The organism is Wolbachia pipientis, assembly GCF_030373985.1.
GTDB lineage: Bacteria > Pseudomonadota > Alphaproteobacteria > Rickettsiales > Anaplasmataceae > Wolbachia > Wolbachia pipientis_D.
In genome coordinates this window covers 38969-59693 of sequence record NZ_JAUCRB010000005.1, presented here as the reverse complement: position 1 = coordinate 59693, position 20725 = coordinate 38969, and the positions used below count along the sequence as shown (strand labels likewise).

24 protein-coding genes and 1 pseudogene are annotated in these 20725 nt (G+C 33.9%); 9 read left to right on the top strand and 16 right to left on the bottom strand.

Annotated features, from left to right (window positions below; translation table 11 throughout):
* Positions 1-927, bottom strand: coding sequence for a diaminopimelate epimerase (gene dapF, locus QUS22_RS04890; RefSeq protein WP_289513871.1), 927 nt, complete (start codon positions 925-927; stop codon positions 1-3).
* Positions 920-1432, bottom strand: coding sequence for a nitroreductase family protein (locus QUS22_RS04885; protein WP_289513870.1), 513 nt, complete (start codon positions 1430-1432; stop codon positions 920-922). The genes dapF and QUS22_RS04885 overlap by 8 nt, the downstream gene beginning before the upstream one ends.
* A gap of 135 nt (positions 1433-1567) precedes the next feature.
* On the opposite strand from QUS22_RS04885, the gene QUS22_RS04880 reads away from it, so the two are divergent.
* Entirely contained in the window at positions 1568-2095 is a 528-nt protein-coding gene (locus QUS22_RS04880; protein WP_289513869.1) for a biotin transporter BioY, read from the top strand.
* Positions 2092-2502 carry a DUF1284 domain-containing protein gene (locus QUS22_RS04875; protein ID WP_289513868.1) on the top strand — a complete coding sequence of 137 codons (411 nt, stop codon included), beginning with the start codon at positions 2092-2094 and terminating at the stop codon, positions 2500-2502. Before QUS22_RS04880 ends, QUS22_RS04875 begins: the two co-directional genes overlap by 4 nt.
* A 343-nt stretch (positions 2503-2845) precedes the next feature.
* Here the strand turns inward: QUS22_RS04875 and QUS22_RS04870 are convergent, their stop codons facing one another.
* The 5 genes from QUS22_RS04870 to QUS22_RS04850 all read right to left on the bottom strand — a co-directional run bounded on the left by QUS22_RS04870 (position 2846) and on the right by QUS22_RS04850 (position 5496).
* Entirely contained in the window at positions 2846-3274 is a 429-nt protein-coding gene (locus tag QUS22_RS04870) for a hypothetical protein (protein ID WP_289513867.1), read from the bottom strand.
* Positions 3275-3414: 140 nt separating this feature from the next.
* Positions 3415-3612 carry a hypothetical protein gene (locus QUS22_RS04865; protein ID WP_289513866.1) on the bottom strand — a complete coding sequence of 66 codons (198 nt, stop codon included), beginning with the start codon at positions 3610-3612 and terminating at the stop codon, positions 3415-3417.
* A 612-nt stretch (positions 3613-4224) separates the two neighbouring features.
* On the bottom strand, positions 4225-4605 hold the full coding sequence (locus tag QUS22_RS04860) for a hypothetical protein (protein ID WP_289513865.1): 381 nt from the start codon (positions 4603-4605) through the stop codon (positions 4225-4227).
* Positions 4606-4615: 10 nt separating this feature from the next.
* A complete protein-coding gene (locus QUS22_RS04855) occupies positions 4616-4987 on the bottom strand; it encodes a hypothetical protein (protein WP_289513864.1) in 372 nt (123 codons plus the stop codon).
* Between the two features lie 209 nt (positions 4988-5196).
* A complete protein-coding gene (locus tag QUS22_RS04850) occupies positions 5197-5496 on the bottom strand; it encodes an ETC complex I subunit (protein WP_289513863.1) in 300 nt (99 codons plus the stop codon).
* Between the two features lie 158 nt (positions 5497-5654).
* On the opposite strand from QUS22_RS04850, the gene QUS22_RS04845 reads away from it, so the two are divergent.
* Together QUS22_RS04845 and QUS22_RS04840 are read left to right on the top strand one after the other, a co-directional pair.
* Positions 5655-6299, top strand: coding sequence for an alpha/beta hydrolase (locus tag QUS22_RS04845; protein WP_289513862.1), 645 nt, complete (start codon positions 5655-5657; stop codon positions 6297-6299).
* Positions 6300-6304: 5 nt separating this feature from the next.
* Positions 6305-7102 carry an SDR family oxidoreductase gene (locus QUS22_RS04840; protein ID WP_289513861.1) on the top strand — a complete coding sequence of 266 codons (798 nt, stop codon included), beginning with the start codon at positions 6305-6307 and terminating at the stop codon, positions 7100-7102.
* Positions 7103-7572: 470 nt separating this feature from the next.
* On the opposite strand, the pseudogene QUS22_RS04835 reads toward QUS22_RS04840, so the two are convergent.
* The 4 genes and pseudogenes from QUS22_RS04835 to yajC form a co-directional block, all read right to left on the bottom strand.
* A pseudogene (locus QUS22_RS04835) lies at positions 7573-7962 on the bottom strand (ankyrin repeat domain-containing protein); the annotation flags it as partial.
* A gap of 49 nt (positions 7963-8011) precedes the next feature.
* Positions 8012-8236: an ankyrin repeat domain-containing protein gene (locus QUS22_RS04830; RefSeq protein ID WP_289513907.1), complete on the bottom strand. Its 225-nt coding sequence runs from the start codon at positions 8234-8236 to the stop codon at positions 8012-8014.
* Between the two features lie 1039 nt (positions 8237-9275).
* Positions 9276-11096 carry a glutamine--fructose-6-phosphate transaminase (isomerizing) gene (glmS, locus tag QUS22_RS04825; protein WP_289513859.1) on the bottom strand — a complete coding sequence of 607 codons (1821 nt, stop codon included), beginning with the start codon at positions 11094-11096 and terminating at the stop codon, positions 9276-9278.
* A 27-nt stretch (positions 11097-11123) separates the two neighbouring features.
* A complete protein-coding gene (gene yajC, locus QUS22_RS04820) occupies positions 11124-11564 on the bottom strand; it encodes a preprotein translocase subunit YajC (RefSeq protein ID WP_289513858.1) in 441 nt (146 codons plus the stop codon).
* A gap of 624 nt (positions 11565-12188) precedes the next feature.
* On the opposite strand from yajC, the gene QUS22_RS04815 reads away from it, so the two are divergent.
* The 5 genes from QUS22_RS04815 to QUS22_RS04795 all read left to right on the top strand — a co-directional run bounded on the left by QUS22_RS04815 (position 12189) and on the right by QUS22_RS04795 (position 15202).
* Positions 12189-12776 carry an L-threonylcarbamoyladenylate synthase gene (locus QUS22_RS04815; protein WP_289513857.1) on the top strand — a complete coding sequence of 196 codons (588 nt, stop codon included), beginning with the start codon at positions 12189-12191 and terminating at the stop codon, positions 12774-12776.
* 17 nt (positions 12777-12793) lie between these two features.
* A complete protein-coding gene (locus QUS22_RS04810; RefSeq protein ID WP_410543821.1) occupies positions 12794-13621 on the top strand; it encodes a DNA polymerase III subunit delta' in 828 nt (275 codons plus the stop codon).
* A 67-nt stretch (positions 13622-13688) separates the two neighbouring features.
* Positions 13689-13856 (top strand): hypothetical protein, encoded by a 168-nt coding sequence (locus QUS22_RS04805; RefSeq protein ID WP_289513856.1) that lies wholly within the window; start codon positions 13689-13691, stop codon positions 13854-13856.
* Positions 13840-14484 (top strand): hypothetical protein, encoded by a 645-nt coding sequence (locus tag QUS22_RS04800; RefSeq protein WP_289513855.1) that lies wholly within the window; start codon positions 13840-13842, stop codon positions 14482-14484. Before QUS22_RS04805 ends, QUS22_RS04800 begins: the two co-directional genes overlap by 17 nt.
* 49 nt (positions 14485-14533) lie before the next feature.
* Positions 14534-15202 carry a VirB8/TrbF family protein gene (locus QUS22_RS04795; RefSeq protein WP_289513854.1) on the top strand — a complete coding sequence of 223 codons (669 nt, stop codon included), beginning with the start codon at positions 14534-14536 and terminating at the stop codon, positions 15200-15202.
* Between the two features lie 12 nt (positions 15203-15214).
* Here QUS22_RS04795 and QUS22_RS04790 read toward each other — a convergent pair whose 3' ends face one another.
* The 5 genes from QUS22_RS04790 to QUS22_RS04770 form a co-directional block, all read right to left on the bottom strand.
* Entirely contained in the window at positions 15215-15808 is a 594-nt protein-coding gene (locus QUS22_RS04790) for a ribonuclease HII (RefSeq protein WP_289513853.1), read from the bottom strand.
* A 6-nt stretch (positions 15809-15814) separates the two neighbouring features.
* Positions 15815-16795, bottom strand: coding sequence for a phospho-N-acetylmuramoyl-pentapeptide-transferase (mraY, locus tag QUS22_RS04785; RefSeq protein WP_289513852.1), 981 nt, complete (start codon positions 16793-16795; stop codon positions 15815-15817).
* A gap of 66 nt (positions 16796-16861) precedes the next feature.
* Positions 16862-18985, bottom strand: a complete 2124-nt coding sequence (locus tag QUS22_RS04780) for a DNA translocase FtsK (protein ID WP_289513851.1) — start codon at positions 18983-18985, stop codon at positions 16862-16864.
* Between the two features lie 4 nt (positions 18986-18989).
* Positions 18990-19265 (bottom strand): YggT family protein, encoded by a 276-nt coding sequence (locus tag QUS22_RS04775; RefSeq protein ID WP_289513850.1) that lies wholly within the window; start codon positions 19263-19265, stop codon positions 18990-18992.
* A gap of 623 nt (positions 19266-19888) precedes the next feature.
* Positions 19889-20164 (bottom strand): hypothetical protein, encoded by a 276-nt coding sequence (locus QUS22_RS04770; RefSeq protein WP_289513849.1) that lies wholly within the window; start codon positions 20162-20164, stop codon positions 19889-19891.
* Positions 20165-20725: the final 561 nt, after the last annotated feature.

Sequence of the window (20725 nt, the reverse complement as noted above, 5' to 3'; positions counted from 1 at the left end):
TCACAAAAACCCTATATTACCGGTCATGAATACGTTATCTGGCCACTCAATCAATAACTGACCTCCTGGTAAATTCACTAGACTTTTTGCACTATCACCTGCCATCCCGGTGTTCATCCTTGTCATCCGAGTATCTCCCTCTCCTGTCATCCGAGTGGCTGATACTGGGATCTGTTCTTCTTCTTTTTTTCTGGATTTCGGTGTCAAGTACTGGAGTAACATCAAGGGATTTACGTATCCACGAAGTACGGATGCAACAAGTGCTGCACAGGCTGCACTACCGCATGAAGCAGTAATGCCTGCACCTCTTTCCCAAACTCTTAAAGCTATTTCTCCAGATTTTTCAATTTGCGCAACGCTGACATTCACTTTCTTGGGAAAGAATATGTGGTTTTCTAACTTTGGCCCTAAGTTTTGCAACGGTATTTCACTTATATTATCAACGAAAAAGACTATGTGAGGATTACCAATATTTACTGCAACTGGGTCTTTTAGCATTTCTATTTCTATAGGTAGGTGAAGAGTGTTATATTGAGTAGACAAGGGAATTTCAAGCCACTTAAGCAGTGGTTTACCCATATTAACCTTTATGAATTTATCGCCAACTTTAAAACACTCTAAGATGCGCTTGTTTATTAGTTCAATAGTGGCATACTCAGTGTTTTTTTCTGACATTATCAAATATCCAACGCAGCGTGCTGCATTTCCGCACATTTCAACTTCGCTGCCGTCAGCATTATAAATGTGCATGAAGCAATTGGCTACACTGGAGTTAGTTATAACTATTACTTGATCGCAACCGTTTTGATCGGCAATTCCTTTATAATTCCAGTCTAAGTTGTTTGTTGAACGTGAGTCTATGATAACAAAGTTATTACCAGTGCCATGCATGTTGATAAAACTTTCAGAACTTTGGCCACTAGTCATAAAAGAATATTTCCTTTATTGGCCTTCTCGCTTTTTTCTTGATTTCAGTGACTTCTTCTGCGTAAACAACTGCCATCACTGACATTATATTAAAATCACCAGGTATGTTGAATTTTTCCTCTATTTTATTCCTATCAAAACCACTCATCTGATGTGCCGTTAAGTTCATAGAAGCAGCCAGCAGTATAAGTGCGTAATTTGCTGCACCAGTATCGTGCTTAGCCCAAAAATTTTTTCCTTTATCCGGCTTGCGGAAATTTTTGGAACTTAATGATATAATTAATACTTGTGCATTTTTTATCCAATTTTGATTTGGTTCAGTAAGGCAACTCAGCAAATCTTTCAATGAATTTTGGTTACTTTGTTTATTACATATTATATATCTCCAAGGTTCATCACCAAAACATGAGGGAGATAACCGTGCATCTTCTATTAGCATATTTATCTCTTCCTGATGTACTACTTTATCTGGGTCATATGAACGCCTGCTGTGCCTTACCTTCATCAACGTCAATAGATCTTACTTATTTATCATTTTTATTTAGGTATATAAAGTAACTTATTGTAGCACAATATAAGCAAATTTAAATTGCAAAACCTCTGGAATATAATTAACATTAATATGTTTCACTGGAGGAGTATGTTTACAGCGCAATCTAACAGCAAGTTAACATTAGTTGAAGTTTTCTCTTGCGTATTACTTTTATTTTTAATGGCTCAAATAAGCATACCGCTGCAGCCTGTGCCTATCACACTGCAAAGTTTAGGAGTGATGCTTATCGGGCTTAAATTTAACCGCAAGACGGCATTTTATTCTGTGCTTACATATCTATTACTTGGTGCAGCAGGATTGCCTATTCTTGCAAATTTTTCTGGTGGTTATCATATTTTTCTTGGACCAGTGGGTGGATATTTAATTGGGTTTTTAGCTGCTGTTATAGTGATGGGAGAAGTAAATGAATTTCTAAGCTCTAAATGTGGATCATTTACACGCAATTCTTTAGGTTGTCTGACTGGCACAGTTGTAATCTTTGTCTGTGGTGTCAGTTGGCTTGCTGTTTACGTAGGTCTGAAACAGGCAATAATGGTTGGTATTCTGCCGTTTATCCTGCCTGGTTTAGTGAAGATTTTTTTACTTGTAGCGGCTTTACAGTATTTGAAAAAATGATAAGGTTTCGTCCTCATCATTTCATGTGCACTCTTGCATTTCAAGGGTATGGGTATTCTCAGGGTTTTGTGAAGAACTATAGAAAGATAGCGAATAAAGTAATCAATGACCCCAATACTCGAATCAAAGTAGTCGGTAATCTTGATGGTATCTGCAGTGCTTGCCCAAACCAGACCGAACAAGGTAAATGCACTAAACAAGCTAAAGTTTTAGAGCTAGATAGAAGGCATATGAAAGTTTTAGGAATAAAAATTGGTGAGATTTTGACCTGGAATGAAGTGGTAAAAAAAATTAGAAAGAAAATGTCTTTGAAGAAATTTGATTACGCATGTAAGGGGTGCGACTGGAAGCAATGTGGAATATGCATGAATGCCCTTTTGGATTGCCATTTCTACCTAATGCATTAAAAACACTTGTGCACAAGAAATAGCTCACCTGGCTATCTTTTATTCCACCGTAATGTATCTAATTCTAAGCATCTTTACTAATACTGCTACCTTCTAAAGTTTGTACCCTAAACCCTAAATCATTTGGCCTTTTTATTAGGCTACCGTCATCATTACCAACATATTAATTTGGTTTTTCAACTTTTTCCCTTTCCTCTATTAATATTGCATTCAACTCATCAGTTTGTAAGATTTGATCTATTTTCATATAAATTACCTACATAAAAAATTAAAGTTTTAAAACTTATACTGATATAGTATGTAATGAAGGCAACAGCTTGACATCAGGTTATTACCTTTTCCACTAAAGTAATATATTTTCTTCTTCAGTAACATGGGGTGATAGAAAAGCTTCCGCAATTTCTGGCATTTTCTCCCAAAGTTTTTTTAGTTCACTTTTTATATTGCTTGTCCTTTGTCCTATGCTATCTGTAGTTAGTGAATGTGGTTCTACCATACCTTTTTTGATAGCAGTATCCATATCATTGTTGTATGTATTAATACTATGCATAAGGCCATCATAAAAGTACTTAGGATATTTAACATTTAGTCCGATTGGTTGCACATTATCAATATCCTCTTGTTTCATATTCTGAGTTATATTGAACTTTCCCTTACTAGTACTTATCTCCTTCATTTCAGGTTTTATAAACTCTGGTTTCTGAAGTTTGTGTAATTCACTTTTTTGTGAAACTTCTTTGCCAGAATAGAATTCTATATTATTTTTGTTCATAATAAAGTCCTCCTATAAAAAATTAATTACTTTATAAATTACTGTTATACAAATAGTATCGAATTGTTACTACTGTCTACCACTGCAAGATCTGGAGCCTGAGCAATTTTTGGCATATCCTTCTTGATTTGCTTAGGCATCTAAATAACTTCTGTGGTTTGCTTGTTCTGATTTTCAAGTTTTCCTTTTATCATATCAAGAACATTTCTGAATTGATTGTTCTTGCAAAAAGTATCAATCATAGGTATGGCTTTCTCATGAGGTAGCTTATGAATAATGTCTTTTAGGTTTTTTGCGTTTAGTTTATTTAAAAATTCTGCAAATTGTTGGTCGTGCATTTTGTTAGCAAAAGTTTAAGGTTTTTCAGGATTGATAGACAGGTGATCAATTATAATTTCGATTCTGCCAGGGTCAATCAAATCCTGAGCTATTACTTCAAGCTTGTCATGGTCTAGCTTATTAACTAAATCCTTTAATTTATCTCCTCGAGATAATTTAGTAGGGTTCTAAGTTGGTTATCTTCTAATTCCTTAGAAAGGATAGCGAGGCGGTGCTCAGCTAAATCTTTTTCTAGTTCTACAAACTAGATCATCTAATAAGTGTCTTGAACTGATCTGTTTTAAGGCAAGATAGAATGTTTTTCACCTGATATGGTTTTAATTCTCTCACTAAAATTTCAAGTTGATCTTCATTTAAAACAGGGACAATAATTTTCAGTTTTGTCTCATTCAATTCCTTAGTAAGAGTTTGTAACTGTTCATTACTGAAATACTATACTAAAGCTAGGAGTTGGTCATCTGTTAAGTGTTCTGCTAAGACTGGAAGTTGATCGCTGAATAAGTGCTCTACTAAAACTTGAAGTTGATCATTGGTTGGATTTTTAAGTATACCCTTTGAGATTTGTTGACAGTTTATAGAATTATATAAATTTGAGTTCTTTAATATATTGCTCAATTGAACATTAACATTGTTTGTATCAGCAATAGGATTTCCATCTCTATCTGAAATGTAGATTGCAAGGTCATCATAGTTTTAGTTTTATTGCTTGTAGCTACAGTAACGTATTCATAATCTTTTTGTAGTAATTCACCAAGGTATTCTGTAAGTTTTGTTTTTTCTGTTATAACCAGCATGTTACTATGTACCTTGCAGACTATATTCCCGCTAAGGTCTTTAATTAATAAGCCACTATGACCTGTTTGGTCGCCGCGCCCACTAACAGTTAGTTGCATTTCTCCCGTATTAGATTGCCTGTCATAATATTCTTTCAACGTCGAATCATTTACGGGGAATTCTAATGAAGGATTAGGTAAAAGAAAAGATTCATACAAAACAAGCAATTTATCTAATAAGGTGGATGTCGTTTCTATTATTGACCATCAATTGATATTTGTTATCCCCGCTCCGTGTTATTTTTACAGTTTTAAATACTTCGTTATTATTAATGCAAGGATAGTCGTCTGAGCAAAAAGATTTAGCTTTTGTATTGTCGATATTATCAATGAGGCCGTTAACCGGACTGCAAGCAAGACTACAATCTTCGTTATTAAGCAGTTTATATTGTATAAAATAAGGTTCATCTAAGGTTACTTCTTGTTTACTTTCTTGAGAATCTTCTGCTACTAGTTTTATTCTATAAATTTTTTCTTTTGTTAATTTAGGGTCAATTGGTTCGCCTTTTGCTATCTTAAAAATGTACTTCTTTTCACTCATAGAAACCTCTCAGTAAATTTACAATTAGCAATATTATAATGCTTATTAGTTAATCTATTACTAAATTAGTATGTGCTATAATTATGATAGCAGGTATTGTTCGTATTAAAATAAGAATTATTTGTGTTTCGAGCTTGATAAAAAATGGATGAACAAGTTGAATAGCAGAGCTTCTGTGAAGCATAAACTACTACATCCTACAATAGGACTTACTTTGATATGAAATTACTTGCATAAGATTTTGGACGCCTCTTAACATCTTTTGGCATTTCAATTATATATTTAATATTGCGTTTTTTTGCGTAGGATACTGCTTTTTCAAGGGAATCAAACTTTAATACAATCTGCTTTTTTGGGTTTTTTGAACCAATCCACCCCATTAGAGGTTCAATATAGTAAGAGTCAGGTTCAGTTTTTAGGTACCAAAAACGTGTGTTACCTAGACCAGATTGTGTGGCAGTTTTTGCTGGTTTATAAATCTTAAAAACTACTTTATCATCAGTGTCCATGGTGCTTGTTAAATAAACTAAAATATATATCCAAATAAGTCCTTGTACAAGCAATTAACATAGTTTTCTTCTATCTTTATAATAGAAAAACATTCAATATAGTTTTTACAAATTTAAAAATCAGTGTTAAATAAAGGTATAAAACAAAAAGAAAAGAAATGATTGAACTTAAAGGTCCAGAAATTTGTGCAAGTAAAGATAAGAAAAATTTAATTGTTTGTTTACATGGTTGGGGCTCGAGTGGTGATAACTTCGTTCACCTTGCTAAAATTATGAGCAAATCTTTGCCTGATTCATGTTTTGTAGTACCCAATGCACCGTTTGAAGGAGAAGTAGGTGACGGTTATCAATGGTTTAGTTTGGAGGATCGCAGTGAAGAAGCACTATATAATGGATTAAAAAATGCTACGTCAATAGTAAATCATTTTATTGATGCGCAGTTGAAAGAGCTTAACTTAAAAGATGCACAACTTTCTTTAGTTGGGTTTTCTCAAGGTGCGATGCTTGCGATACACACAGCTCTCACCCGCTCTCAGTCTTGTGCGTCAGTTGTTGCATATTCTGGTAGGTTTCTTTCACCTTCAAAAGTTGCACCGAAGATTAAATCGAAACCTAACATGTGTGTTATTCACGGTGATGCTGACGATGTGGTACCTTTTTCTTCTCTTGACTTAGCAGTTAAAGCTCTGAAAGAAAATGGAGTAAATGTTGAAGGGCACCCAATTCATGCATTAGGACATATTATTAATGAGGAAGGAATAAAATTAGGTGTAGAGTTTATTAAGAAAAATTTCAAAAACTAATTTCCATGCACTTGTTTTGCTTTGGTTATGGATATGTAGCTAGGTTTCTATCGAAAAAGTTACTGAGTTTAGGTTGGAAAGTTAATGGTACTTCAAGAAATCAAGACTTACAGGATGTCGACCTTTTTAATTATGACGAAGTGAGCAAAGGTACGTTTCAAGACATAACACATGTTTTGATTTCTATTCCTCCAGATGGTGATGATGTGCTGGAGAGGTATGGTCATTACTTTCAAAGTATCAAATGGCTCGGTTATTTGTCCGCAACTAGCGTCTATGGTGATCATGCTGGTAATTGGGTTACAGAAGAATCTGAAACGAAACCCATAGAAAGCAGAGGAGAAAACCGCCTTAGATCTGAAAAGAAATGGCTAAATAGCAAATTACCTGTACATGTTTTTCGTTTAGCTGGAATATACGGTCCTGGTAGAAACCTATTAATTGATTTACAGCTTAACAAAGCAAGAAATGTGCAAAAAGAAGGGCATTTTTTTTCTCGTATTCATGTTGAAGATATATCGAATATTCTATTTTCTTCCATGCAAAAGATAAAACCTGGTGAAGTGTACAATTGTGCAGATGATTTACCTACTACACAGTCTGAAGTGGTAGTATACGCAGCTAAACTTCTAAATGTTAGTGTTCCAAAGCTGGTAGAGGTTTCTTCCTTGCCTGGTTATGTGCAGAGTTTTTATTTAGGATCAAAAAAAGTGAGTAATGTTAAAGTTAAAAGAGATCTTGGTGTCTCTCTGATTTATCCTAACTATAAGGTGGGGCTGGAGATGTTGAAGCCATTGTTATAGCTTAGGTTGCACGAATCACCACAGATACACAACTGCATGCAACCAGCGGTTAGCTAAACAGTCTGGGTAGATGCTTGAAGTTGTTCAGCGTTTGGACTGTTAAGATCTCTACCCGGTGCACTACTTTCTACAAGCTTTTTAAATGCTTGTTACTGTCGGTGTAGGGATATCTCTTTTGCAATATTCTCAAAATTTATAAAGTTAATCAGAGTTATTCCTCCATTTCCTAGCCTTTCATTAAAATCACCACTGTAAACTTTAAAAAAGTTTTCTATACCAGCAAATGTCATCGCTTGAAAATTACGTCCGTAATGTATTGATGAAGCATCAATTAATAGTTTCTGGTTATGCAGAAAAATCTCTTTCTCTACTTAATTAGCCTTGTTAATTAAAATATGGGCATATTCTTGATATTGCTATTGTAAGCTTTCTTGGTTGCCGAACTTACTGCGTACATTTTTATTTCTTTCTCATATACTGACTAGATCATCAATATTGCTTTCTCTTAAAAAGTCATATAGTTGCTTATTTTCTTTTTCAATCTTTTTGGCTTCTCTCTGACAGTTTTGAAAATGCTGTAAATAATTATTACGCATCTCGTTTAAAGTGTTTATAAATTCATCTTTTCTTTGTAAGTTCTCTTCACTTACATAAAAATCAACAGTTTCTAACTTTGCTATGTGATTTGCTATCAGTGTAGCAACATCTACTCGATCAGCAAAAGACAAAGATAAAGGAGTAAATCCAAATCGATTTACTGCATTAATATTTGATCCTTCTTCAAGTAAAAACTCTGCCATCTCTTCGTAGTCATGTAGAGCAGCTAAGTATAAAGGAGTATTTTCATCCTGATTTATTGCATTAACACTCTCTCCTTATGCAAGCAAAAACTTCACCATATCTTTGTCATTAGCTGACAGCTTGACATATGGAAGGCCCTATTTTAGTATACGCTCCTTTGTTAAGTAAAAAACCTACTATCTCTTTACAGCCAGAGTTAATAGCTAAGTGCAAAGGAGTAAATCCATGCCGATATACTACTTTAACTTCTGCTCCATCTCCTATCAATTCCTTAACTCTCTCTAAGTTTCTTTCTTTAACAGCGTTTGCAAGCTGTTCATTTAACTGTTGTATTTTATTCGTAAGCTACCTTAAAATTATTATTATTAATATAATAATGCAAAACAAATGTTTTATATTCATTAATGTTAATATACTTTCATTATATATAAGGTTTTTAATCAAATCTCTCACCACCCGGCAACGGCGGTAAGCCAAGTGCTTCTCTTTTTTCGTTAAGTGTCATGAGGCTTAGGAGAATAAAGTAACTTCAGTAAAGGATGGATTTTAGTTGTGATTTTCCTTGGTTAGTAAGCCGATATAAGATAAACGGTACTGAAGATGCGGCATTTGTTATCATATTGATTGTTTAAAAGGTGATAACATTTTTGACGTAGCCTTCTTCAGCAGAACTCACATAATTACGCTCACTCCAACTTGGCTACATTATGCTCTGTAGAGCAGAATGTTTATGTGTTTTGCTTCTTTGAAAAATATTGAAATTCATGCTTGCCTCCTAAATTTGTTAAAAAATCGAAATTGTGGTTGAAATTGATGTCATAGGAAAAACGTCATTCAAGTAGCCCTTCTCTTATCATCCAAGTACACTATTTTCCTTCATCTCAGTATATAATGTTGGCAAAAGGGTGTCATCCCAGTGCGTGATACTGGGATCTCATTTCACCTATAATCTTCTTTCTCCTGTCATCCAAGTAGCGGACACTAGGATCTATTTTTTTATAGGTTACCCAGTTCACGTTAGCTGCAAACATTAACAAATTTACCAAAAAAGAAAAAAGGCAAAAAAACCACTAGCTGCGAGTTTTAACCCTCTAATACTGTGACTTGGCGCTGTAATAATTCGCTGAGGCTTAGTTTAAGAGCGATTTTGGCTGAATGTGAAAAAATTTAAAGGACATGCAGCCCCAATGCTTTGATGTAACCTGCCAAAAAATACTTTCAGTTTTTTACTAAATTTTGTCATTGAATCTGCAGATAAGAACTAATTTTAAAGCCCTTAGCTCCGGGGTAAAGAAGTTGTTCAAACTTGTCAAGTAGTTTTTATAGATCTCATGGCCTAGCGTTACGTGTTGGGATGATAATAAAGAGTGAATTACTCAACAGTAACAGACTTAGCTAAATTTCTTGGACAATCGGCATCTAACCCTTTTTTTACTGCAGTAGAGTAAGCAAGGAATTGCATAGCAACACTATAGATGATCGGAAAGATAAAACTATCAGCATCTGGGAGTTGTACTACATCCTTACAAATTTCTCTTAAGAATGGCACTCCTTGCTTGTTACTGAAGGCAATTACTCTGCCTTTTCTTGCAATAATTTCTTGTATATTGGATAGCGTTTTAAAAAATAAACTGTCGTATGGGATAACTGCTATAACAAGTACAGACGAATCTATCAAAGCAATTGAACCGTGCTTCATCTCTCCTGCCGCGATGCCAATGGTATTTATGTATGAAAGTTCTTTTATCTTTAATGCACCTTCCATTGCAACTCCATATGAGCTTCCTCTACCGATTAAAATAATGTTGTTATGTTCTAATATACTGCTTGATATATGTTGTATTTTCATCGAATCTAAAACATGCTCAACATATTCAGGGATAGAGTTGATAGCACTGCTTAGCTGTTTTATTCTCTTTTCATTTAATGTACCTTTTATTTTTGCTAGTTCTAAGGCAAAGCACGCTAAAGTCGCAAGCTGCGCAGAAAAGGTTTTCGTTGAAGCAACACCGATTTCTGGTCCAGCAAGAGTATGCAACACAATATCTGAAATTTTTTCAATGCTACTGTTAAATGTATTGGTTATGCTAATGATCATTTGCCTCTGTGATTTTGCGTAGCGCAGTGCTTCGACGGTATCTGCAGTTTCACCAGATTGAGAGAGAAATAACCCAATGCTCCCTTCTTCTAGCCTTATGTTGCTATACCTAAATTCTGATGAGATTTCCAGATACACTCGAACTTGAGCAACACTTTCTAACCAATATTTTGCTATTAGCCCAGCAAAATAAGATGATCCGCATCCAACTACAGTAATGTAATTCAGCTCAGAAAATAATTTTTTGTTAGTAGATATTACCCCTTTATACCTTTTGTAAAATTGACTTATTGTTTTGTTTAGTGCACAAGGCTGTTCAAAGATCTCTTTTAGCATGAAGCTAGAGTAACCATTTTTGCCAATTAGAAAATTGCTTGGACTATTGTTTTCTATACTACGGTTAACTTGTGCACCATTATTGTATATACTAACTCCGCTGGACTTTATCACTGCAATGTCATCATCTTCTAGATACGATATCCGCTCCACCAGTGCACTCAAAGCATTAGAATCGGATGTAGCAAACATGGTGTTACAGTTATAACCTATTGCTAAGGGTAAATTTCTTTTTGCAACAAATAGAGCATCTGGGTATTCCGCAAATAATAGGGCTAAAGCGAACGAGCCGTGTAGGTTGCTTAAACACTTACATAAAGAATCAATAGGTGATAATCCTTCATTAAGATATAGTGTTAGCATGTTTGGTATGACCTCTGTGTCGGTGTCAGTATGAAACGGCATTCCCCTTTCTTCTAGACCCTTTTTTAGCAGATTGTAATTCTCAATTATGCCATTATGAACTACAACAACGTTATTTGTATAAATAGGATGAGCATTTTTAAGGTCTGGAGCTCCATGTGTAGCCCAACGGGTATGTGCTATGCCAATAGTACTACTAGATACCTTGTCGTTACTAACAATTTCACATAACCTTTCGACTTTTCCTGCTGATTTTTTAACTTCTATTTTGCCTTCATTGCCTATGATTGCTATACCCGAAGAATCATAACCCCTATATTCCAACTTCCGTAATCCAGCCAGCAACGTTGGTATTACTGAATTACCATTACTTACTACGCCAAGTATTCCACACACAACCAAGTGAACCTTTCTTTAGAGTTACTAGGCACTTTCGTTTTTATTATCTCGCCCCTTTCTACTTTTCTCTGATTGACTTTTATTCTTTTTGTTGTTTTTCTCAATTTTGCCTTTTTCAGTTGGCTTGGCTACTAACGTCTGGGCTTCTTTGTTTAAAACTTCAGATATAGCGGACTTTAAGATTTTTATCTCAACTTTTGGAGCTATTTCTATTGTAAACTGTGCATTTGCTTCATCAACTTTGTTAATTTCGCCTATTATTCCACCAGAAGTAACGACCATATTACCACGCTTTATTTGATCTACCATCTTTCTATGTTCTTTTAATCTTTTGTGATGTGGACGGATAATAAAAAAATAAATTACTACACATATTAAAATCAATGGAATAAGATTAGCAAAAGATGCACCAACACTTGATACATTATTAGTCACATCTGCTGCAAAAACTTCAGAAATAAACATATTTAATCCTAATTATTAACGATAAATTGAGGTAAACCTGCTTAAGTAATAATTACAACACCATTTCATGTCAAGTTTGATGAAAGAAAATAATATCTCCTGCAAAAGATGGAAAACTTCTTGCATCATTTTCTGCCATCGAAGTAGCCGACACTTGCATAGCCTTATTGCACGATAACTAAAAAATTTAGTAGTCACAATAAAATTCATCATGAAATAACTATTTAACTGCTAAAGAAAAATATGCCAGAAGGAATGAGAGATAGTAACCAAAATCAATATAATAAATTGCTTGAAAAAAGCAAGTTGTGTCAATGCTATCCTTAAATAGGTTATTGTGGTTTTACTAACCTCAGCGACCTATATCTAGCACTAAACAGAGAAAATCTGTTAAACTAGGCTCTTACAATGACAATTTATGTTTTTAGTAGTTTTTAAATATAATTTAGCAAAGAAGTTTTTGCAGTTATAACGAACTTTTTTATGGTGTCTTAAGTACTTGTTATTCAGTATGGCTCCAGAGAAACTATCGGTAAAGTCAACAAGATTCACTGAAGTTGGCATCAAAATGGTTACATAAAATTATTCACTTCTTGAGTACTGTGAATGTAAGTTATTAGCTGTATGATATCTGAAACAATAAATGCAATACAGAACAACTTGTTAGTGTGTTTTCCAACAGAAACAGTGTATGCCCTTGCTTGTAGCGCACTAGATAGCGGAGCCATAAAGAAAATATATAAGATAAAAAAACGTTCTCAAAATAAGCCGTTATCTGTATTTGTTAATGATATTTACAGTTTGACAAAAATAGCAAAGCCAGGGGAGAAATATATCGGTTTAATAAATCACTTTTCTCCTGGGCCAATCACCTATATTTTACCGCTCAGAAATAACAACATATTACCGAATGAATTCTTCAAAGGCAGTATAGGCATAAGAATTCCTGATCATCCTATAGCAATTTCAATATTAAACGAGCTGAAAGCTCCAATAGTTGCAACTAGTATCAATGCTTCAGGAGAAAAAAGTGCATGCAAAGCAAGCAATATACCTAGATCTATCAAACAACATTTATCTGTAGTGGTTGAAGATGATGAATTAGTTTCCGGTATAGAATCTACTATTATTGACTTAACTGGAAATAAGATTAAGGTTTTAAGAGAGGGTGAAGTTTCATTACAAATGGTAAATAATATGCTTTCAGACTGAGTTCTATAGGAGAAAAAGTGAAAAAAGTTATAGGCCATGATCAAGCCAAAACAAAATTAATGAACAACTTATCTGTTCAATCTTGGCTAATCTGTGGTAAAAAAGGTATAGGAAAAGCAACACTTGCAAAATCCTTTTCTAATTGGTTTCTTATAAAGAACTATGACAAAGTAGCACTAGATTTACGTACCGTTGAAGGTGATACAATAGGTGTAGAAAAAGTGAGAGAGATGAAAAACTTCCTGCACTTAAGTCCTATTCAATCAGAATATAAGATAGCTATAATAGATAGCTTAGAGGCAATGACGAACAACGCTAGAAATGCAATATTAAAAACATTAGAAGAGCCACCAAAAAACTCTAAAATATTCATAATTAGCCATATGCCATACAATATACAAACCACTATTAAGTGTAGGTGCTTTCAGCTGAATTTACTACCACTAACTTATGATGAAACGAAGCATGTTGTTTCATCTCAATGTAAACTTGACGATCAAATATTTGATGAGATCATTGCTTTATTTCCTGGAACGCCAGGAATGATAATAAATACAATAAGCAGCAATACTTATGAATCATACAGGTGCTTTTATAAATTACTTCGTAATTTAAAGAATTCTGATGTGGTCAATAAAGTCATTAATAGCGAAATAGAGCTAGAACTAGCATCATATATAATTCAGACCTTTATTTTAGAAAGCATAAAGAGAGTGGCACCCGATGTTGAAATTCTGCTAGGTCAGTGGAAGAAAATAGATGAACTTTTTGTTACTGCCAAACAACTTCACTTAGATAAAAAGCATGTTTTAGCTAATATAGTTAATATCATAGCATCAGTTTAAGGAGTATAATACTTTCAACATAAATTTAAGATAGAATCTTATTGATTTAGTATTAAGAGTACATAATTTGACGGTTAATAAGTTAACCATATGGCAGTCAATAGAGGTTCTAACAAATGCCATACTGAACATGAAGAAGGAATTAAGCTTAATTAAAAGTATAGCTTCAGATCAAGAAGTAACCTTAGAAAAAGGAAAGGAGTTGTTAGGTGGCATTTATGAATGCAAATTTTAAGTTAAACAAGGCAATAAATATAGCTACTTTACCAAAAATTGGCTACCATATGTTTAACGATGAGTTTGTTGTACGCAATCAAATTACGAAAGAAGAAGTAGAAATCCCTAGAGATTTTCGTTATCTTAAGGTCATTAAGTTAAATGATGGTGATTATAAATTAACGTTTTGCAACATTTTAGGCAATGAGTTTTTAGAACATAAAAAGTATGATCCGCAATATTCTGTTGTTTCAGATGAATATAAATTTGTAAATTTGGGTAGTGTAAAAAAGCCTCATAACTTTAATTTGAAGGAATGTGTTGGCCATACACCTAAGTTTTTTGCCGCAGAAGGGTCTGTAGAGCCTGGATCACAAAATCATGTAATTGACTTATTTGGGCTAGTTAAAAGTGGTAAAGGCAGAAAGGTGGGAACCCTTATTGATGAGTTTGGTTGTTCTGACAATCAAAATAAATTACATTATTATAATTATCACAAAAGTGCAGAAGTTAATACTTATGATCCTGAAAATTTTGGCGTAAAAATGATAAATTTGGATGTGAGCAGAATCGACAAATTCTACCTTATTGCGGAGCAAGGTAACATAATCATTCACCCTATTTTAGAAAATTTAGATATACTTTGAAGTTTTTGAGATCTACTGCTGTTGTAACAATCTAATCGTGCTTTATATTATGGAAAATAAACTGCTTGAATCAGTAAAAAACAAGAGTTATTTCAGTAAAGCAGTTGAATGGTACTATCATAGATATCTGTTTTGTGTAGTAGAGAGGTCTTGGATGGTACTAATAGTATCATTTCTCTTGGTGTGTTTATGTTTATTATTACTGAACATATATCTGTTGCTTCCTATTAAAAAAGATCTAAATTTTGTGAAGTATGTTGATCACACAGAAGATGAGTTTTCTGTAATGCGTAAGCTTAGTTTTAGTAAAGATGAAGATGAATACACTGTCGTAGCAAGGTACTTAGTGAGTAAATACGTTGAAATGTATGAATCTAATAAAGTTGTCGAACTAAAGTACCAAAAAAACTTCATAAAAAACAATTCTTTATATAGAATTTGTCAAGATTTTCAGGAAAGAATTAACAATGAAGCCGGTGATTTGCTTTCATCTCAAAGAAAAATTTCCAACATAAATGTAATAAAGTTATCTGTCGATCGATCAATCAAGAACCTAGTCACACTTGCTGGAAATGCTACTGTAGTTTTTACAACTGCGCAAAATAAGGAGGTAAAAAATCAGACTGTTGACATCAGCTTTACTCTGTCTAATATAAAAGCAACTCTAGCCGGTATAATACCATTTAAATTTATTGTTGATGGTTATAAATACAAATAATCTTATATTCGTTCAGCGTAGTTTCAAAATAGGTGCAAAGTTTTTTCTATGATGTTCTGTAACACCATAAAGGTTTATGGCGTCTATGTGCTCTTTTGTCCCATACCCTTTATTTTTATACCAGTTGTATTCCGGATATTTGTTGTGCAATTCCTGCATCAGCTGATCTCTTGTAACTTTTGCAACGATTGAAGCTGCTGCAATTAATATACTCAAATTATCGCCGTTTACTACGGGCTTTACTTGCCATTTTACTTTAGGTAGTTGGTTACCATCAACCAGTACATAATCTAATTCTAGACCTAAATCCATCAATGCACGCTCCATTGAAAGTTTCGTTGCTTGCAAAATATTGTATGAATTTATTTCTTCTACGCTTGCTATCCCTACACTAAACTTTGCAACAGACATTATTTTTTCATATAGAACTTGCCTATTTTTAGCAGTCAATTTCTTTGAATCGTTAATTCCTTTAATGATTACCCTATCGGTAAGCACTACAGCTGCAGACATTACTGGACCAGCTAGTGGGCCCCTTCCAACTTCGTCCACCCCTGCTATCACTCCTGGTAATTTATTTTCTAACGTAAAATCTGGATATGCCATAAGTTTTTATAACAAGAAAGCTATAGTGAAGATTGAACAGGTAATAGCAATTATCCAAGATTTCACAACTATTTCATTCTCTGACCATCCCTTCTTCTCAAAATGGTGGTGTATTGGTGCCATAAAAAAAACTCTTTTTCCCTCTCCATATCTAAATTTTGTGTATTTAAAATATAATACCTGAATAATTACAGATAGCGTTTCTATTACAAAGATTATTCCAATAACAGCGAAAAGCACTTCCCTTTTAATTAAAACGCTGGTTAATCCTAAAGCTGCACCGATTGATAAACTGCCAACGTCACCCATAAATATTTTTGCTGGATGTGTATTAAACCACAAGAAACTTAAAATCGCTCCTATAAACGCAATGCAGAATAAAATGATGCTCATGTCCGCTTGAGTCACGTATGCAACTAGTCCTAAAGAAACAAAAGAAGTGATAGCTTGAGTTGCAGCAAGGCCATCTATGCCATCTGTGAGGTTTACAGCATTAGCAGAGCCGACTATTACAAATGTAGCAAACGGAACATATAGGTAGCTAAAGTCGATCATTATTCCTTTAAATAAGAACGTCTTCGTAAAACCCTCAGTGAAGTATAATTTAAACACAAACATACCAAGCAAGACAAAAGCAAATTGGATAAGTATTTTGGCTTTTGTGCCTAAACCTTGATGGTCGTTTGCTTTTAATTTTAAATAATCGTCAATAAATCCAATCAGAACAAAAAATAGAGTTATAAATACCAGCAATAGAATCTCTGGTGTTAACTGAGCCCAAAGTAGAATTGGTAATAAAGAGGAAATCAGTATTACTATCCCACCCATAGTAGGAGTATTTCTTTTTGTAATTAAATGACTTTTTGGTCCGCATAACCTGAGTGGTTGCCCATTTTTGCTGATTTTTTTTAGAAGCTTTATAAAATAAGGGGAAAGAATAAATCCAAAAATAAACGAGGTGAAAAATATTTTTGTAGGTAAGCCCATTAATCTTGTTTAAATTAAGTATTATATCAGCTGCTTGCAGATATCATAGTAAAGATGATTTGCTAGTCATTCTACCAATATCTCTCTCTTTCCTGAGTAATTTGGAGCACTGATAATACCTTCTTTTTCCATCCTTTCAACAATATTTGCAGCTCTGTTATAGCCTATTCTAAGTTGTCGTTGAATGTAACTAGTTGAAACTTTTTGATCCCTTTGAATGATAGCCACTGCTTGCTTGTATAGATCATTCTCTTCATCCTCTGCTTCACCACCCAATTCCGTAGAAGAATTTTCATCTTCTTTGGTGATTTCCTCCATGTAGTTTGGCTCACCTTGCGTTTTCAGATGATCAACTATGTTTTGCACTTCGTCATCGCTCACAAACGGGCCATGGACTCGAATGATCTTACCACCGGAGGCCATATAGAGCATATCACCCATACCGAGCAATTGTTCAGCTCCTTGCTCACCAAGTATTGTACGGCTATCTATCTTAGAAGATACAGCAAAACTGATTCTTGTTGGAAAGTTTGCTTTTATCACGCCTGTTATCACATCCACAGATGGACGTTGTGTTGCCATTATGATGTGTATTCCTGCAGCACGAGCCATCTGGGCTAAACGTTGAATGGAGCACTCTATTTCTTTACCAGCAACAAGCATTAAATCTGCCATTTCATCTACAATCACCACAATGTACGGAAACGTCTCCATTTTAATCGGCATTTTTTCAAACAAAGGTTTGCCTGTTGTTGAGTTAAACCCAATTTGCACGACACGCTCTAATTCTGTTCCGCTATTTATCGCTTCCGTAATTTTTTGGTTATAGTTTATTACATTGCGTACGTTTAAATACGACATCATGCGATAGCGATTTTCCATCTCTTTTACTATCCACTTAAGAGCAATAACAGCTTTTTTTGGCTCTGTTACTACTGGTGTTATTAGATGCGGTATTGTATCATATATTGAAAGCTCAAGCATCTTGGGGTCGATCATTATCATTTTACATTCATCAGGGCTTAATCGATAAACGAGTGAAAGAATCATAGTGTTAATCGCAACTGATTTGCCTGATCCTGTGGTTCCAGCAACAAGCAAGTGAGGCATTTTGGCCAGATCCGCAACAACTGGTTTCCCGCTTATTTCTTTGCCAAGCGCAATTGGAAGATTTAAATTTGCATTTTGATATTCTGAAGATTCGAGTAAATCACGCAGCATGACAATTTCTCTTTCCTTGTTTGGTAACTCTATTCCCATAGCATTTTGTCCACGTATTATTGAAATACGCGCAGAGAGTGCACTCATTGAACGTGCAATGTCATCTGCAAGGCCAATTACTCTTGCAGATTTCGTGCCAGCTTGTGGTTCAAGCTTATATAAAGTCACAACTGGCCCATAGCATACACTGATAATTTTTCCTTGCACGCCAAAATCATTAAGGACCTGCTCCAACAAAGATAAGTTCTTATTGCTTTCAATTTCATTCAGATGTTTTCTCTGCAAAGATTCTTCTGACTTAGAAAGTAAATGAATGCTTGGAAACTCAAATTTATCAGAAGGTTCAAAAATTTCTCTGGTAGTTTTTTTCTGTCTTTCTTTTGGTTGTTGTCTGGTGGTAATTTGAGTTCCATGTTCTGCCTCTACTACTGATGGTGTAATTGAATACTCAGCAGTTTTACGTAATCTAAAAAACAGAACCTTTACAAAAAGGTAAGTTATCTCTTTACATAGGAAGAGTAGAGAGTAAATTATTCTCTTCCAACCAATCAGACCTACAACACCTATAGATATTGCTATAGTGAATACGTAAAATGGGCAGTTATTAGTTAGTAAATTTCCTATTACTCCACCATGCATATACCTTGCAGTGATGCCGAGTGAAAGTTGTGGTAACATAGCGCATACTCCTAAATTGACTAATGTTAAGTAAAGAATTTTCAGCAACCTTTTTGATGGCCTAGAGATCAAAAAATAAACTGCTGTTGTAGCTACTGCTATACTAGTTAATCCAAGAAATTGAACTAATATATCAGCTAAATACGAACCTACTATTCCACCTAAATTCGTCACTTCTTCATCTGTGGCTGTGTTTAGGGATGGGTCTTTATAGTTGTAGCTAAGAACTGATATATATATATATATTAGGAGCGATAGGTATATTACTGATTTCAGGTATTTTTTTAACATCTACTTAAAAGTAGTAATTTATTGTATATTTTACAAGGTGAATTACTATTAGCAATACCATTACAGACAAATCCAGCCCGTTAAACGGCTGTATATACCTTCTCATAACCTTTAGTGGTAGATGGGTGAGTCGGTTCAAAGTGTGCATTACGTTGCTTACGACTTCGTTATACATGCTTATCACATTGAGCTTAATTAGCCAATCTAGGATAACCCAACATATTAGAATGAAGCTATAAAGATCAAGTAGCAGGTTAAGTAAGTATATGATTGGATGCATAGCTAATCTTCACTAATTTACACTAAAATTTATTATGTAGCGTAGTATAAATCAAGTCTTACAACAATTATTCATTTTTACACTAGGACAGGTGTAAATAATAACTTATTAGTCTGCTTATTAACTGGTATGTCTATAACTTTGAGCTTATGCCTTTTGTTGTTTCGTAAAATTTTTCAGCTTTCTCTAACATTGATGTTGCGTTTCTAAGTGTAATAAAAATCTCACAACCATCAGGAAAAGTCGGAGAATTTTCAATATATTTATCATATGGGTAAGAATTTACAGTTAACTCTACTACCTCAAAAGTTCCTTCAGAAGTTAAGTTAGCAATTCATGTGTTAGGGCAAAAACCAATTACTCCTTTGTTAGAATCAAAAAATACATATTTACTATTTTCTCGCTTTATAGACCAGAATATAATATGTAGCGCCTTCGTTATAATCATTACTCTCTATAGAGTCACCACTGTCACTTTCTTCATAAGAAGAGTAATGAGTATTATCAGTGTTACCTTTTTTATTATAAGTATAACAGGAGAAATTAAATTCTAAGTAATGCCCGGTTCTTATATCATTTAAGACACGGTTGACTCGTTCTTGATCAATATGGACTTGCCCTTCTTATAAAGGATAAATCTTCACGTGATTGTTCGATATTACTTCGTTTGTATAAAATGGATACCCTTCACGTTTGTCAATGCTCTGAACGTCAAAAATAAGTAAGCACTTTAGCAGCATTTGTATTGCTAGTAATTTAGGTGCTTGTTTTTCGCTTTTATCAATAACATAAGTTATAAAATCTTGCTCAGATACAGCACTGTCAAGACTGAAAAGCTTAATAAAATCTTCTTTATTCTTCAATCCTATAGAACAATAAAATAGTTTAACGTGTGACATAACCCTTCTTCGGGGTCAAAGTCCAAGATTTCTTCAAATCTATCTTTCAAGTGCACGCTTTTTGATATGCTGCGTGACATAAAACTATTTAAATCAGATTGGATGGCTTGCTCACTTTTAAATAGTTCTTCATATTGTTTATCAGGTGATAGATTCTTTATTATATATCTGCCATTAATTCTACTTATACATTTTATATCTTAAATAATACACTGTTCTACATTTTTACTAATGGCAAATTTGTTTTTATGACCTTTTAGATTGGTAGCTTAATTTAAGAACTTCGTCACTTTTTGTCCCGAAAAACTCTATCAAATTCTCCATTTACAGTTTTGAAAAACACTCTAATTTGAGAATTATCTTTGAAAGAGTAAACTCTTAATGTATTAGACTCAGCAATATTATTAGTATATTTCTTAGCATATTTTGGCATATTAATCACTTAAATTCTTAATTATACTAGTTGAGAATATAGCAATTTATATTGTTAGGCAATTAATATTTTAATCAAGAGTTAAATAAACATAATTTATTATTCTAATGTTTAATGAAGTTAATTAA